Origin of the sequence: Paraburkholderia hiiakae, assembly GCF_904848665.1 — a bacterium.
GTDB classification, from domain to species: domain Bacteria; phylum Pseudomonadota; class Gammaproteobacteria; order Burkholderiales; family Burkholderiaceae; genus Paraburkholderia; species Paraburkholderia hiiakae.
Genome location: NZ_CAJHCQ010000012.1, coordinates 103105 through 118173 on the forward strand (window position 1 = coordinate 103105; position 15069 = coordinate 118173).

Sequence of the window (15069 nt, forward strand, 5' to 3'; positions counted from 1 at the left end):
CGCAGCACGATCCGCAGCACGATCCGCAGCACGAACGTGCGACAAGACGATCTTCGCAAACCACCCATGCCGGCAAGATTAAGCGTAGCAACTTACCGGCCACTTACGCGCGCACATGCAGACATTGCAGGACGCGCGCCATGGCGCGCAAGTAAGCAGACATTTAGAATGCTAACTGAACTGCGCACCCGGATTCCAGCTTGAATCGCTATTCTCTGTTTCTCATCGCCTCGATGCTGCTCGTGGGCAGCAACGTCGGCATCGGCAAGTCGATCGTCGCCTTCATTCCCGTTCCCCTCTTCGCGCTGCTGCGCTTCGTGATCGCCCTTGCGGTGCTCGGGCCGCTCCTGCGTCGCGCCAAAATGCGGCGCGTGAAGCGCGGCGAATGGGTCAATCTGTTCCTCCAGGCGCTGTTTGGGACATTCGGGTTTACGCTGCTGATGCTCGGCGGCGTACAGCGCACGAGCGCGGTCGCGGCCGGTGTCATCACGAGCACGATTCCCGCGGTGGTCGCCCTCCTCTCGTGGCTCTTCCTGCGCGAGCGGCCCGATGCGCGCGCGCTCGCTTCCATCGCGCTCGCCATTGCGGGCATCGCGGTCATCAATCTCGCGCACGTAGGCGGCAGCGGCGAGACCGGCGCGAGCTCGTTCGTCGGCAACCTGATGGTGCTCGGCGCGGTGTGCTGCGAATCGCTCTATGTGATCCTTTCGCGCCGGCTCACCCAGACGCTCGCGCCGCTCGACATCTGCGCATACACACACCTGTTCGGCTTTCTGTTGATGCTGCCCGTGGGGCTGCCCAGCGCCCTGTCGTTCGATTTTTCGGGCGTGCCCGCGGGCATCGGGTGGCTCGCGCTCTGGTACGGGCTTTCGGCGAGCGTGTTCTCGTTCTGTCTCTGGATGATGGGTATTCGCCACGTGCCGGGCAGCATTGCAGGCGTGTTCACGGCGGTGCTGCCGGTGGCAGCGGCCGTGTACGGCATCGCGTTCCTCGGCGAGCGGCCCACGCCCGCGCATGGCATTGCGCTCGCCTGCGTGGTGGCCGGCATCGGGCTCGCGAGTCTCAAGACGAAGCGCCTGCCGCCCCTAGCCTCATGAGCACCGCGTAATCGATATGAAAGCATCGGAACGCGAGCCGCGCTGTCGGAATCCCGGCGAGCCCTTCCTGCGACGCTGTACAATAGCGCCCGCCCGGCCCCTCGCGCGCGCCTTCTGGCCCCAACCAGACGACCCCGCCCTGGCGGCCCCGCCTGATTTCGCCACCGTGATTGCCCATGTCCGCCGCACGCCCCCAGCCGCCTTCCGCCGCCGCACCGGGTAAAGCCCGTCGCCGCATGCGTCCGCTGCCCAGCATCATCTTCATGAGCCGCTGGCTGCAGGTGCCGCTCTATCTAGGTCTGATCCTCGCGCAAGCCGTGTACTGCGTGCTGTTCCTCAAGGAGGTCTGGCACCTCGTGAGCCACGCCACCACGCTCGACGAAACCAGCATCATGCTGGCCGTGCTCGGCCTGATCGACGTGGTGATGATCTCGAACCTGCTCATCATGGTGATCGTGGGCGGCTACGAGACCTTCGTCTCGCGCCTGAATCTCGAAGGCCATCCCGACGAGCCCGAGTGGCTCGACCACGTGAACGCCGGCGTGCTCAAGGTGAAGCTCGCCATGGCGCTCATCAGCATTTCGTCGATCCACCTGCTCAAGACCTTCATCAATCCCGACGCCGCTTCGGCGCATACGGTGATGTGGCAGGTGATCATCCATGTGGCGTTCCTCGCTTCCGCGCTCGTGATGGCGTGGATCGACCGCATCACCACGCATACGCACCCCGAACACTATCAGGAGCTCGCCGCGCGCCATCCGGTGCCAGGCGGGCATGCCGCTGCGCGTCAGGCAGTTCCCGAGCACGCCGAGTCAGACTAAACGGCGCACGCTGCACACACTATTCAAAACACCCGTCCCCACAGAAGCTAGCCATGACCGTCATCAAACAGGAAGACCTCATCCAGAGCATTGCGGATTCGCTGCAATACATCAGCTACTACCATCCGCAGGACTACATCGAGGCGCTCGGCCGCGCGTACGAACTCGAAGAGAGCGCGGCCGCGAAGGACGCGATCGCGCAGATCCTCACGAACAGTCGCATGTGCGCCGAAGGCCGCCGCCCGATCTGCCAGGACACGGGCATCGTCACGATCTTCGTGAAGGTCGGCATGGACGTGCGTTGGGACGGCGCCACGATGGGCGTGACCGACATGATCAACGAGGGCGTGCGCCGCGGTTATCTGAACCCGGACAACGTTCTGCGTGCCTCGATCGTGAGCCCGCCCGAGGGTGGCCGCAAGAACACGAAGGACAACACGCCGGCCGTGATCCACTACGAAATCGTGCCGGGCGACAAAGTCGATGTTCAGGTTGCGGCCAAGGGCGGCGGCTCGGAGAACAAGTCGAAGTTCGTCATGCTCAACCCATCCGACTCGATCGTCGACTGGGTGCTCAAGACCGTGCCGACGATGGGCGCGGGCTGGTGCCCGCCGGGCATGCTCGGTATCGGCATCGGCGGCACCGCTGAAAAGGCGATGCTGATGGCGAAGGAATCGTTGATGGAATCCATCGACATCCAGGACATCATCAAGCGCGGCCCGAAGGACTGGATCGAAGAGCTGCGCGTGGAACTGCACGAGAAGGTCAACGCGCTCGGCATCGGCGCGCAAGGCCTGGGCGGTCTCGCCACCGTGCTCGACGTGAAGATTCATGCGGCTCCCACGCACGCGGCTTCGAAGCCCGTCGCGATGATCCCGAACTGCGCCGCCACGCGCCATGCGCACTTCGTGCTCGACGGCTCGGGCCCGGCGAAGCTCGAAGCGCCGTCGCTCGACGCATGGCCGAAGGTCAACTGGGAACCGAACACGGAAACGAGCAAGCGCGTTGACCTCAACACGCTCACGCCGGAAGAAGTCGCTTCGTGGAAGCCGGGCCAGACGCTGCTGCTCTCGGGCAAGATGCTCACGGGCCGCGACGCCGCGCACAAGCGCATCGCCGACATGCTCGCCAAGGGCGAGAAGCTGCCGGTGGACTTCAAGAACCGTGTGATCTACTACGTCGGCCCGGTCGATCCGGTGCGCGACGAAGTGGTCGGCCCCGCAGGCCCCACCACGGCCACCCGCATGGACAAGTTCACCGACCTGATGCTCTCGCAAACGGGCCTCATCTCGATGGTCGGCAAGGCCGAGCGCGGCCCGGTCGCGATCGAGGCGATCAAGAAGCACAAGGCGGCTTACCTGATGGCGGTTGGTGGCGCGGCTTACCTCGTTTCGAAGGCGATCCGCGGCTCGAAGGTCCTCGCGTTCGAAGACCTCGGCATGGAAGCCATCTACGAGTTCGACGTGCAGGACATGCCGGTGACCGTCGCAGTCGATTCGTCGGGCACCTCGGTTCACAAGACCGGCCCCGCCGAATGGCAGGCGAAGATCGGCAAGATTCCGGTCGCCACGGTTTGATGCCAGCCTGATGTCTGTTTAAAAACCGGGGCCTCGCGCCCCGGTTTTTTTTGCGCCACACAAAGCGTACTGAGATTAATTCTCAGCACTGATTAAATCGCCGATATTTACTGCAATTCAACGTAGATTCGGCCTTGGCTTTTGTGTATTGAGCGTTTATTGTTGGAAACCAGTCACCGCCCCACAAAGAAAGGAACGACTATGCAAGGCGACAAGAAGGTCATCGAATATCTGAACGCGCAGCTCAAGAACGAGCTCACGGCTATCAATCAGTATTTTCTGCATGCCCGCATGTACAAGCACTGGGGCCTCGAGAAACTCGGCAAGCATGAATATGACGAATCGATCGGCGAAATGAAGCATGCCGACTGGCTCATCGAACGTATTTTCATGCTCGACGGTCTGCCGAATCTGCAAGACCTGCACAAGCTGCTGATTGGCGAGGAAACCAAGGAAATCATCGAGTGCGATTTGAAGCTCGAGCAGATTTCGCAGTCCACTTGCAAGGAAGCCATTGTGTATTGCGAATCGGTGCGTGATTTCATTTCGCGCGAAATCTTCGTGAAGATTCTCGACGACACGGAAGAGCACATCGACTGGCTCGAAACGCAGCTCGACCTCATCGGCAAGGTCGGCATCCAGAATTACCAGCAGTCGGCCATGGGTTCGGTAGAATCCTGACCGCACGCCTTAGCGCCTGCCGCGTATCCGTCCGCCCTGGCGGTTGCGCCCCAACCCTTTTGCGCCCATCCCCGTGAACCTACCGGCCTCTTCCAGCGCTGCGCCCATCGGCATTTTCGACTCCGGTCTCGGCGGCCTTTCGGTGTTGCGCGCGGTGCGCGCGCTGCTGCCCGCGGAACGGCTCGTGTACGTCGCCGACTCGCGCTACGCGCCGTATGGCCAGCGCGACGACGACTTCATTGCCGACCGCACGCTCGCGATCTGCGAATGGCTCGTCGCGCAGGGCGCGAAGGCGCTGGTGGTGGCTTGCAATACGGCCACGGCGCAGTCCATCGCGCTCGTGCGCGAGCGCCTGTCCATCCCGCTCATCGGGGTGGAGCCCGGGATCAAGCCGGCGGCGCTGGTTTCGAAATCGCGCGTGGCAGGCGTCCTCGCCACCCAGGTCACGCTGCGCAGCGCGCGCTTTCAGGCGCTTGTGGAGCGCCACGCGACCGACCTGCGCGTGCTGTGCCAGCCGGGCCATGGGCTTGTGGAGGCCGTGGAGCGCTGCGATATCGGTTCGGCCGAATTGCTCGCGCTGCTGCGCACGTACGTCGAGCCCATGCTCGACGCGGGCGCCGACACGCTCGTGCTCGGCTGCACGCACTACCCCTTCCTCGATACCGCGATCCGCTCGATCGTCGGCGAACGCATGACGCTCGTCGACACGAGCGTCGCCATCGCACGGCAGCTCGAACGCGTGCTCGACCAGCACGGCCTGCGTGCGAGCGGCGAGCCTGCAGGCGCGGGCGCCGACGACATTCGCTTCTGCTCGACGAGCGACGGCGCGCATTTGCACGAACTGGCCGCAGCGCTGCTCGGCCTCGACGCCAATGTCGAACGCGTGGTCATCCCCTCGCGACGCACGCGGGAACTGGAAACGAACGCGGCCTGACGCGCCGACGCCACAGTGGGCGCGATTCCGGGTTCGCGATGCGCGCTTCACCAGGTGTTCGCGTTTCAACCCCGTTTCAGCATACCTGGCTCACCACCCTCGCCCTATCTGGCTCCTGCCAGCAAGCCGCTGGCGGACTCCAGCGGCGATGCGCAATCCCATTAGGACTGGCGCCACGAGTAACCGCTAGCCGGCCCGCCAAACGCCCTGGCGAACGCCCGACGCTCCCCTGCCTTTTCCTGACGCAAAGCAAAACCCCTGCTAAGCATCCGGTTTTGTTACAAAAAAACCGTCTACCCGCTTGCCAAACCCAGCAAACATAATGATAATAATTCGCATTAACTCTCTCTATTGCGGTCCATCATGATTGTCTGCGTTTGCAAATCCGTCTCCGACCGGACGATCCGCGCCTCCATCGAGGAAGGCATGGATTCTTTCGACGAGCTGCAGTTCGAGCTCGGCGTCGCGACCTGCTGCGGCAAGTGCGAAGAATCCGTTCGTGACGTGATGGCGCAAAGCGGTGTCTGCGCGAGCCGCTGCGGGGTAACGCAACCGGCGCACCCCGCCGCGGTCCCGCATGCGGTTCCGCTCACCTTTTACGAGCGCAAGGCTGCCTGAAGCCATGGGGCGCATCCGGCCACCGATGCGCGCCCGCCCCGTCCGCCCGCTTAGCCAAAGGCGGACATCAAACCGCCGCCGACAGCAAGCCCGTCTCTCGACCAGCCAGCTACCGCTCGTGACCCTCAAAGGAGATCGTGATGGAATTGCTGATCGGATTCGTAACGACGCTGTGCATCTCGCTGTTGATCTTTCGCAAATAAAGCTGCCCGACACGACGCGCCGGTTCGCCTGCACGCCGCCGTCCGCATGGCAGCCACGCTAAACATGCAGGCTTTCCAAACCACCGCTGGCACGCTGCCGTCTTCCTCCGTTCGCGTCAATCGCCGTGTCGTCACGGCGAGCGCGATCGTGGTCGCGCTGCATGCCGCGCTCATCGGCGTCGTGCTGATGAAGCGCGAACCCGTGACGCCCATCGCACTCCAGTCGCAGACGATGACGGCCGAACTGCTCAAGCCCGAGCCGGTCGCCGCACCCGCTGCGATCCAGTCCACGCCCACGCCACCTCCACCCAAGCCGGTCCCGCACGTGACGCGCGAGAAACCGAAGGTTCAGCCCAAGCCCAAGCCAACTCCGCTGCCCGTGGCCGAAGCGCCCTCGCAGCACGCGATCGAATCGGCCGCGCCCGCCACGCCTACGCCGCCGGCTCCCACGCCGCCCGCGCCCGCACCTGCGCAGCAAGCCGCCGCGGCCACCGACGCCAAACCGACCATGGCGCTTTCCGCGCCGAAGAACGTATCGCACCTCGACTGCCGCATCGTGCAGCCCGACTATCCGACGCTCTCGCGCCGGCGCGGCGAAACGGGCACGGCCTTCGTGCACTTCGTCGTGGGCCTCACCGGCAAGATCGAGAACATCGAGCTGAAGAAGACGAGCGGTTCCACCCGCCTCGACGACGCCGCGCTCGACGCGATGCGCCAAAGCTCGTGCAAGCCGTACCTGGAAAACGGCGAAGCCGTCCGCGCGGCCTACACGCAACCATTCGAGTTCAGCCTGAACGATTGACCGGCTGAAGTCACACGCTTTCATGAATTGAATAAAGAGGACTAAGAATGCAGAACTACGGTATCGCCCACGTCTGGGCGCAAGGGGATTTCGTGACGCGCGGCATCGCGCTCGCGCTGTTGATCATGTCGGTGCTGTCGTGGTGCGTGATCGTGGTAAAGGGCTGGAACGTCGCCCGACTGAAGCGCCTCACGAAGAACGCCGAACAGCAGTTCTGGCATTCGGACGATCTCGCCGACGGCGTGAAGAAGCTCGGCAGCGGCTCGCGCGAAGACAACCCGTTCCTCGCGCTCGCGCTTTCGGGCCAGGAAGCCGCCGATCACCATCACCAGACGCAGCCGCATCTGCACGACCGCATGGATGTGTCGGACTGGGTCACGCGCTGCCTGAAGGACACCATGGACGAGTCGGTCGCGAAGATGCAAAGCGGCCTCGCCATTCTCGCCTCGATCGGCAGCACGGCGCCGTTCGTCGGCCTGTTCGGCACGGTGTGGGGCATCTATCACGCACTGCTTACGATTGGCGCGACCGGCCAAACCTCGATCGACGCCGTCGCCGGCCCCGTTGGTGAAGCGCTCATCATGACCGCGTTCGGCCTCTTCGTCGCGATTCCGGCGGTGCTTGGCTACAACGCCCTCACCCGCGCCAACAAGGCGATCGTCACGAAGCTCAACCGCTTTGCGCACGGCCTGCATGCGTTCTTCGTGACGGGCGCGCGCCTCACGTCGACGGCCCGCGGCCAGTCGAAGGACGGCAACACCGGCAACCTGCGTGTCGCCGCGCGCAGCCACTAACGAGCGGAGGCAAGCACCATGGCGATGAGCCCCTTTGCCAGCGAAGAAGACGATGGCCTGATGAACGAAATCAACATGACGCCGCTCGTCGACGTCATGTTGGTTCTCCTGATCGTTTTCATGGTGACGATTCCCGTGATTCGTCACGCCGTGAAGATCGACCTGCCGCACGCGAGCAGCCAGAAGGAAGACGCGAAGCCCGCGCAGATCAATATCTCGATCGAAGCGGACGGCACGGTGCTGTGGGACGGCACGCAGGTCGACGACGCGGCGCTGAACCAGAAGATCGCCGCTGCGGCGCAAACCACGCCGCAGCCGGAATTGCATCTGAACGCGGACCGCAAGGTGCAATACGAACGTGTTGCGCAGGTGATGTCTGCCGCGCAAAGCGGCGGCCTCACGAAGCTTGGCTTCGTCACCGATCCGGCGCATCACTGAGCGGCTCGCTGCGTGCGTCACTGCGCGCAGTACGCTTAATTCAGCGGTACAAAGTAAAAGGCCTTCATCGTCAGATGAAGGCCTTTTTTCGTGCGCACGCGGCGCATTCGGGCGGTGGCGGCGACTCCCCGACAATCGATCGGTTCACACCGGCACATGCGACTGCCGTGGGCAACACGGACTGCGCTTTCGGCCCTGAAGGCCCACTATGATAGCGGCCATCAATTCCCGCTCAAGACCGGTGCTTGGCGAGAAGGACTTCAATATATTCCTCTCGCTTCACGCCTACAAGCGTTATGCCATTGAAAGTAGCGATGGCTGGGCACGCTTGCATGCCTAAAAACAAATGGCGTTATACGTAGCGCGAAAATTCACTGCGCAGGAACCCAAGCTTCATACAAGCGCACGCGCGTGCACGTTCGCAAAGCTTCATGCTGTTTCGATCTTGCTGGCGTTCTTCGTGCGTGACAACCCACCCTGCGCGCTGGGTGCGCTGCGCCCTTCTGCGTTCGCTGCAAGCGCGGCGACGTCCTCTCTCAGCGGACACTCCTGCTGCAAGCCCTTATCGGCATCGAGCACTTCCACGAGGTAATCGACGAAGGCGCGCACGGCGGGAACCATGCCCTGGCGCGAGAGAAATACCGCATAGAGTTGCGGCACCGGCAGCGTCCAGCCCGGCATCACTGGCGAAAGCTTGCCCGAGCGCAGCGCGGCGCCATACATCATTTCCGGCATCGCGGCGATGCCGAGGCCTTGCAAGGCGGCTTCACGGATCGTCGTGAGATCCGCGGTGATGAGGCGCGGCTCGTGTTCGTGTGAGTGACGCGTGCCATCCGGTGCGATGAGCTGAAACACGTGGCGCCCATCGCCCGTTGGGGTATCGAGCGTTTCAAAGCGCGTGAGGTCGTCCGGCGTGAGCGGCGGCGCGTTCTGCGCGAGCAGACTCGGCGCGCCCACCAGCATCTGCTCGGTGCGCCACAGCGGCCGCACCACGATATTGGCGTTCTGCGGCGGCTCCGAGCGCACGCGCAGCGCGATATCCACGGAATCTTCGAACAGGTCGATCACGCGGTTCGTCACGCGCAACACCACCCGCACCTCGGGGTAGCGATGCATGAATTCCGGAATGATCTGCGAAAAGATGGTCTGCGAAAGCGTGACCGGCACGCTGACGCGCACCGTGCCGCGCGGCGACGAGCGCAGCGACTGAACGACGTTCACTGCGGCCTGCGCCTCGGCAAGCATCGCACGGCAATGCTCATAGAAAAGCTCGCCCGCTTCGGTGAGCGCGAGCTTGCGCGTGGAGCGCTGTAACAGGCGCACGCCGAGCGAGGCCTCGAGTTCGCTCACCCGCCGCGACAGACGCGACTTCGAGATGCCGAGCACGCGTTCGGCAGCGGAAAAGCCGCCGTGCTCGATCACCTGCGAGAAGTACATCAGGTCGTTGAGGTTATGCGAATCGATCTTCATGTCGTCGTTCCAGCGATGGGACAATCCATTGCGATGAGGCCGTAAAACAGGCCAAATTGGCTACCTATAATAGCGGTTTGTTTCGCATATAACGCAATTCCCACAATTCGAGGTGATATCCATGACCACGACCCGCACGATCGAACGCGTTTATCCCGCGGTTCGCACCACCGAGGGTGGTGGATTCATCGTCCATCGGCCGTTCCCGACCCGCCAGTTGATGGACTTCGATCCGTTCCTGCTGCTCGACGAAATGGGCCCAACCGACTACGCGCCCGGCGAAGCCAAGGGCGCGCCCGACCACCCGCATCGCGGCTTCGAAACCGTCACCTATATGGTCGAGGGCCGCTTCGGCCACAAGGACTCGGCGGGCCACTCGGGCACGCTGCGTCCGGGCGATGTGCAATGGATGACGGCCGGCGCGGGCGTGATTCACAGCGAAATGCCCGACCCCGAATTCACGCGCACGGGCGGCCGCATGCATGGCCTGCAGTTGTGGGTGAATCTGCCCGCGCGCGACAAGATGATGGCGCCGCGCTACCAGGAGCTGCCCACGGAGCAGATTCCGGTGGGCCGCTCGAAGGACGGCAAGGTCTCGGTGAAGGTGATTGCAGGCGAGGCGCTGGGCGCGAAGGCCGCGATCGAGACGCGCACGCCGATCCTCTACCAGCACTTCACGCTCGCGCCCGGCGCGCGCGTGGAGCAGCCGGTGCCGCGCGAGTATCGCGTGTTTGCGTACGGGCTCTCGGGCACGGGTCTGTACGGGCCCGACGGGCAGGCGATCGTTGCCCAGCAGATGGTGACCTTCGCGAGCGACGGCGACGCCGTCACGTTCGCCGCTCCGGCTGACGCGAGCGCGCCGCTCGACGTGCTGCTGATCGGCGGCGTGCCGCTGAACGAACCGGTCGTGCGCTACGGCCCGTTCGTGATGAACACGGAGCAGGAGATCCGCCAGGCCGTGCTCGATTATCAGGCCGGGCGTATGGGACGCATCGCTCATTGATGTCGAGGGCGGCCGTGGCGCGGGTTCCGAAGCATTGCCACAGGCCCGCCCGCTTTCCGTCACAATAAGGCTTCCGGGGCGCGCACCGCAGTTCGCGCGCCGGTTCCTCTTTAACCGTCCCGCCCGCGAGGAGCGCATGGCCGAACCCGCAGTCACCGCACACATTGGCTCGACGAACTATCAGGTCCAGTTCGACGACGGCACACACACCTGGATCGCCGACGAACCCGCCTCGCTCGGCGGCGGCGACCGCGGACCGTCGCCCTTCTCGCTCTTGCTCTCGAGCCTTGGCGCCTGCACTTCCATCACGCTGAAGATGTACGCACAGCGCAAGGAGTGGCCGCTTGAAGGCGTACGCGTGAAGCTCACGATGGAAACCGGCAGCGAAGGCACGAAGATCGACCGCCAGATCGTGCTCGAAGGCGCGCTCACCGAAGAGCAGCGCGAGCGCCTGCTGCAGATCGCCAACGCCTGCCCGGTCCACAAGGTCCTCACGAACACGATCACCATCCGCACGGGTCTCGTCGTCGCTTGAGCGGCGGCGCAAGGACACAGATACAGGAAGGCGCCGCCTTGAATTTTGAACACCTCATCCAGATCAACGATCCGCTGAACCCGCTCGTAGAGGCCATGACGCGCGAGCAGCTCTGGGAAGGGCTCGTGCTGCGCGCCGAGCAGCCGCAGCTCTTCGTGATCGGGCTCGACAGCTGCACGATCCTCTCGCGCACCGAGAGCACGATGGAGCGGGAGCTGCACTATGGCCACGCCACGGTGCGCGACCGCGTCACGCTCACGCCTAACGAGAGCGTGCGCTACGACATCATGGCAACGCCCGAGTACGTGGGCGGCTCGCTCACGATGACGATCGAGCAGCCCGATCCGCTGCAGCTCTTTCTGCGCTTCGAGTACCGCACGACGTTGCCGACCGCCGATACCGAGGACGATCGACAGACTTCCGAAATCGTGAAGTCGGCCTATCGCGAGTCGGATATCGACACCGTGCGGCTCATCCGCCAGTTCGTGCAGGGCAACGGCAGCGCGCCGAACGCGCTGCACTGAAATCCCTCGGCGTTTGTCGGACCGCCCCGCGCGGGACGGCAAATGCCGATTCGATTCGTCACGCAGCGCCCCGCTTCGGCTCAGGCTATCGACGCTCGATTTCGATGAATATCTCGTAGTTGAAAATGGGAACGATTATCATTTAGAATCATTCCATCGAATCGAGACAAAGACGTCACGTTCATGACCGAACTGAACCGCACCTCCCCGCTAAGCTTGCGCCGAAACGGCGGCTCGGCATTGACCGGCGCGCGGCCGAAGCCTGCCGTCGCACAGCCGAAGCCGAGCAAGGTCGCCGAAACGGCGGTCGCCACGGCGATCGACGAGCGAAAACTGGATAGCGCGGCGCTGCTGCAAGGCCGCAGCCATGTGAGCATCATGCACAACGGCGAGACGTATCAGTTGCGGGCCACCCGGCTCGGCAAGCTGATCCTGACGAAATAGGAAACCGCGAGGTTTCAACCGGGTATTGTGGGGACCGCCTCCACCGAGAGGCGTTGGGGCATTAGCCAGCAACGACGGCTTGCACGCGAGATCTAGACCCCTTCGTGCAGACATCCTTCAAGCTTCAAGCCAGCCGTCGAAGCAAGCCACGCCATTTTTTTGTTCTCATACCTGAAACGGGGCGGCGCGCGAAGCGTGAGCCGCCCGAGGCAAGAGCCGCGGCATACGTCCGCGGCTTTTGTTTTTCTGGCGCCGCCACGCGCGACGATGGATGCGCTTACTCGACCCCAAGCGCCGCTATGCCCGCGCGCGCAATCGCGGCATCCTGATCGGACTTCACGCCCGAAACGCCTACCGCGCCAATGACATCGCCGTTCACGATCACAGGTACACCGCCTTCCAGCATGCCGGTGAGCGGCGCGCTGAGAAACGCCGTGCGGCCCTGCTTGATGACGTCCTCGTAGACCTTGCTCTCGCGGCGGCCCAGCGACGCGGTGCGGGCCTTGGCCACGGCGATTTCGGCAGTGATGGGCGCGGCGCCGTCGAGCCGGCGCAGATGCAGCAGATGGCCGCCATCATCGACGAGCGCAATCGTCACGTTCCATTCATTCGCTCGGGCGTGCGCGACGGCTGCGTCGGCTACCCGGATCACGTCTTCGTCGGTCAGTACTGCTCGCGTTCGCATGCGTCTCTCCGAAAAGTCAAAAGCCGGGTTTGGCATGTCCCGCGCAGAGCGCAGGCCAACCCGGATTTTTGAGAGTAACACCCAGACTTGTGCCGCGACACGCTGACGCCGCGTATGCCGGCTATATCAGCGGCAGACGAAGAAACGTCGGAAGTAGTGTCGACGCATGCTCAGCGCACCCAGCCCCAGAACATGAGCCACCACGCGCTGTCCACCACGGCGAGCGCGAGCGTGAAGCCCGCTAGCGCGAGCACGCGCTGCCAGAACCGCGAGCTGTAGCGGCCCGTCACGCGCCACGCGAGCCAGGCGCTCCAGAGATTCGTGATGACGAGAATCGCAATGCGCACCTCGGCGGCCCAGTCGAGCGGCAAGTGCTCCGCGCGCAAGAGCGAGAGCGTCGTGGCGGAGAGGCCGAGGAACACGCCCGCGCCCGCCAGCGGAATCAGCGACTGCGCGAAGTGATGCAGGCGCCGCATCTCGAAACGCCCGAGCACGGCCGTCGAGCCCGCGAGGATCGCGAAGAGCGCGGTGCCATAAACGAGCGCCGTTGCAACGATATAGCCGACGATCATCGCGCCGTCGAGCCACGAGAACACGTCGTTCTGCGCCGGGTAATGCGTGAGCAGGAACCACGGTGCGTTGGTGTCGAGCGGCCAGGTGATGTCGCGGTCGATGAGCCAGCCCGCGAGCCACTGCTTGATGCCGATGAACCACGGCGAGCCCGTCCAGTGGAATGCGCCGATCGCCACGCCGAGCAGGCCGTAGAGGATCAGCGCGGTGTCCCACGGGTTCGCCTGGCTATCGCCAAGCTCGACCACTTCCTCTGCGGGCGAGCGCCACGCGAGCGCAATGGCGTCGCGATGGCCGCTGCAGCGTCCGCACATGTGGCACTCCGCGGCGCCCTTCATGTTGCGCAACGGCACGAGCGGCGCGCAGTTCACGGGAATCACGCGATGGCCGCCGTGCTCGCCGTGCGTGTAGGAGTTGCGCCAGGCGTCTTCGTCGACCTTGTAGCGAAACGGCGCGAGACGCGCCAGAAGCGCAAAAACCCCGTTCACAGGGCAGAGATACTTGCACCAGACGCGCTTCTCGCGTCCGTACAGAAAACCGATCACCATCGCGCCGAGCGTCGAGCCGCCCAGCACCAGCAGCACCGCTTTGGGGTACTGGTAGACACTCACCATCTGACCGTAGATCGTGGTGAGGCCGAAGGCCACGAAAGGCCAGCCGCCCCAGCGCATCCAGTGCGGAATCGCGCGGCCACGTCCGAACTTGCTGGCGAACTCGGTGAGCGCCCCTTCGGGGCAGAGCACGCCGCACCACACGCGGCCGAGCATCACCATCGAGAGCAGCACGAACGGCCACCAGATGCCCCAGAACACAAACTGCGCCGCGAGCGTGAGGTTGTTCCACAGGTGCGCCGTGTCGCCGGGCAGCGGCATCGCCGCCGGCACGAGAATCAGGAACGCATAGACGGCGACGACGAACCACTGCACGGCACGGATCGCCGCGCCGTGCCGTTGCATCCACTGGCCCGCCTGAGCGAGCTTGCCAGGACGCCCGGTTGCCTGCGGCGGGCGAGCGGATGCACAACTCATGCTGCCTTCCTGTTCGCAACCGCGCCCGCGCGGCCGGTGGCGCGCCGCACGAGGAACCACGCCACGAGCCAGTACGCGGCATAGGCGATCAGGTTCATGAGCGCCGGATGGGCGCGGTATCCCGTGAGTGTCGCGACGAGCGAGCCGAAGGTGCTCGAGTCGTCGAGGATCGCCGAGGAGTTCCACATCTGGTCGATGATCGTCGGCAGGATTTCCTTGTCGATCAGCTTATCCACGCCGGTCTGGAACAGGCCCGCGCCGAGGAACAGCAGCATGATCTCGGTGATGCGGAAGAAGTGCCGCCACGAGAAGATCTTGCCGCCCAGCTGAAGGAGATAGAACGTGAGGAACGCCAGCGCGAGGCCGATCAGCACCGCGAGATACTGGCTCGCGTCCACATGACCCGACTGGCCGAAGCCAAGGCCGTAGAGAAAGATCACCGTCTCGCTGCCTTCACGCGCGATGGCGAGCGCGACGAGAATCGTCACGCCCCACCAGTTCGCGTCGCGCGTGCTCTTTTCCAGCGACTCTTCCATCTCGCGCTTGAGCGTGCGGCCGTGCCGCTTCATCCACAGCACCATCTGCACGATCAGCACGCACGCCACCAGCACCATGCCGGTCTGGAAGTAGTCCTGCGCGTCGCCCGAAAGCACTTCGGTGAAGCCGACCAGCGCCGCGCCGAGGCCGATCGCGGCAAGAATGCCGAGCGCCACGCCGCCCCACAGGTACGGCACGCCGCGCCGCGCATCCGCGTCGCCGTTTTTCAGCCACGCATAAAGAATCCCGACGACGAGCAGCGCCTCGACGCTCTCCCGCCATACGATGAACATCACCTGACCCATTCA

The 15069-nt window shown here is 64.1% G+C and carries 17 protein-coding genes; 13 read left to right on the plus strand and 4 right to left on the minus strand.

The genetic code is table 11. The annotated features are described in order from the left end of the window. Positions 1 to 200 precede the first annotated feature (200 nt). From JMY28_RS22430 to JMY28_RS22470, 9 genes are all read left to right on the plus strand, one after another. Positions 201 to 1097: a DMT family transporter gene (locus tag JMY28_RS22430; protein ID WP_201698112.1), complete on the plus strand. Its 897-nt coding sequence runs from the start codon at positions 201 to 203 to the stop codon at positions 1095 to 1097. 176 nt (positions 1098 to 1273) lie between these two features. Further along, the gene (locus JMY28_RS22435) at positions 1274 to 1918 is read left to right on the plus strand and encodes a TIGR00645 family protein (RefSeq protein ID WP_201698113.1); all 645 of its coding nucleotides are present in this window, start codon (positions 1274 to 1276) and stop codon (positions 1916 to 1918) included. A 53-nt stretch (positions 1919 to 1971) separates the two neighbouring features. After that, positions 1972 to 3495: a fumarate hydratase gene (locus JMY28_RS22440; protein ID WP_201698114.1), complete on the plus strand. Its 1524-nt coding sequence runs from the start codon at positions 1972 to 1974 to the stop codon at positions 3493 to 3495. 201 nt (positions 3496 to 3696) lie between these two features. Further along, on the plus strand, positions 3697 to 4176 hold the full coding sequence (bfr, locus tag JMY28_RS22445; protein WP_158758137.1) for a bacterioferritin: 480 nt from the start codon (positions 3697 to 3699) through the stop codon (positions 4174 to 4176). A gap of 73 nt (positions 4177 to 4249) precedes the next feature. Continuing rightward, a complete protein-coding gene (gene murI / locus JMY28_RS22450) occupies positions 4250 to 5110 on the plus strand; it encodes a glutamate racemase (RefSeq protein ID WP_236596990.1) in 861 nt (286 codons plus the stop codon). Between the two features lie 363 nt (positions 5111 to 5473). Continuing rightward, positions 5474 to 5728, plus strand: a complete 255-nt coding sequence (locus JMY28_RS22455; RefSeq protein WP_201698116.1) for a (2Fe-2S)-binding protein — start codon at positions 5474 to 5476, stop codon at positions 5726 to 5728. 267 nt (positions 5729 to 5995) lie between these two features. Then, entirely contained in the window at positions 5996 to 6733 is a 738-nt protein-coding gene (locus JMY28_RS22460) for an energy transducer TonB (protein WP_201698244.1), read from the plus strand. Between the two features lie 47 nt (positions 6734 to 6780). After that, positions 6781 to 7527 (plus strand): MotA/TolQ/ExbB proton channel family protein, encoded by a 747-nt coding sequence (locus JMY28_RS22465; protein WP_201698117.1) that lies wholly within the window; start codon positions 6781 to 6783, stop codon positions 7525 to 7527. 18 nt (positions 7528 to 7545) lie between these two features. After that, positions 7546 to 7965, plus strand: a complete 420-nt coding sequence (locus JMY28_RS22470; protein WP_201698118.1) for an ExbD/TolR family protein — start codon at positions 7546 to 7548, stop codon at positions 7963 to 7965. Positions 7966 to 8394: 429 nt separating this feature from the next. Here the strand turns inward: JMY28_RS22470 and JMY28_RS22475 are convergent, their stop codons facing one another. Continuing rightward, entirely contained in the window at positions 8395 to 9435 is a 1041-nt protein-coding gene (locus tag JMY28_RS22475; RefSeq protein WP_201698119.1) for a LysR family transcriptional regulator, read from the minus strand. A 121-nt stretch (positions 9436 to 9556) separates the two neighbouring features. Here JMY28_RS22475 and JMY28_RS22480 point away from each other — a divergent pair, with 121 nt between their 5' ends. From JMY28_RS22480 to hemP, 4 genes are all read left to right on the plus strand, one after another. Beyond that, positions 9557 to 10438: a pirin family protein gene (locus JMY28_RS22480; RefSeq protein ID WP_201698120.1), complete on the plus strand. Its 882-nt coding sequence runs from the start codon at positions 9557 to 9559 to the stop codon at positions 10436 to 10438. 136 nt (positions 10439 to 10574) lie between these two features. Then, entirely contained in the window at positions 10575 to 10973 is a 399-nt protein-coding gene (locus JMY28_RS22485) for an OsmC family protein (protein ID WP_133183539.1), read from the plus strand. A gap of 38 nt (positions 10974 to 11011) precedes the next feature. Next, entirely contained in the window at positions 11012 to 11497 is a 486-nt protein-coding gene (locus JMY28_RS22490) for an SRPBCC family protein (protein WP_201698121.1), read from the plus strand. Positions 11498 to 11680: 183 nt separating this feature from the next. Further along, positions 11681 to 11941: a hemin uptake protein HemP gene (gene hemP, locus JMY28_RS22495; RefSeq protein ID WP_201698122.1), complete on the plus strand. Its 261-nt coding sequence runs from the start codon at positions 11681 to 11683 to the stop codon at positions 11939 to 11941. Between the two features lie 277 nt (positions 11942 to 12218). Here the strand turns inward: hemP and JMY28_RS22500 are convergent, their stop codons facing one another. The 3 genes from JMY28_RS22500 to JMY28_RS22510 all read right to left on the minus strand — a co-directional run bounded on the left by JMY28_RS22500 (position 12219) and on the right by JMY28_RS22510 (position 15066). After that, positions 12219 to 12626, minus strand: a complete 408-nt coding sequence (locus JMY28_RS22500) for a heme-binding protein (RefSeq protein ID WP_201698123.1) — start codon at positions 12624 to 12626, stop codon at positions 12219 to 12221. Between the two features lie 170 nt (positions 12627 to 12796). Further along, on the minus strand, positions 12797 to 14224 hold the full coding sequence (locus JMY28_RS22505) for a 4Fe-4S binding protein (protein WP_201698124.1): 1428 nt from the start codon (positions 14222 to 14224) through the stop codon (positions 12797 to 12799). Further along, positions 14221 to 15066 carry an FTR1 family iron permease gene (locus JMY28_RS22510; RefSeq protein WP_201698125.1) on the minus strand — a complete coding sequence of 282 codons (846 nt, stop codon included), beginning with the start codon at positions 15064 to 15066 and terminating at the stop codon, positions 14221 to 14223. The genes JMY28_RS22505 and JMY28_RS22510 overlap by 4 nt, the downstream gene beginning before the upstream one ends. Positions 15067 to 15069 lie beyond the last annotated feature (3 nt).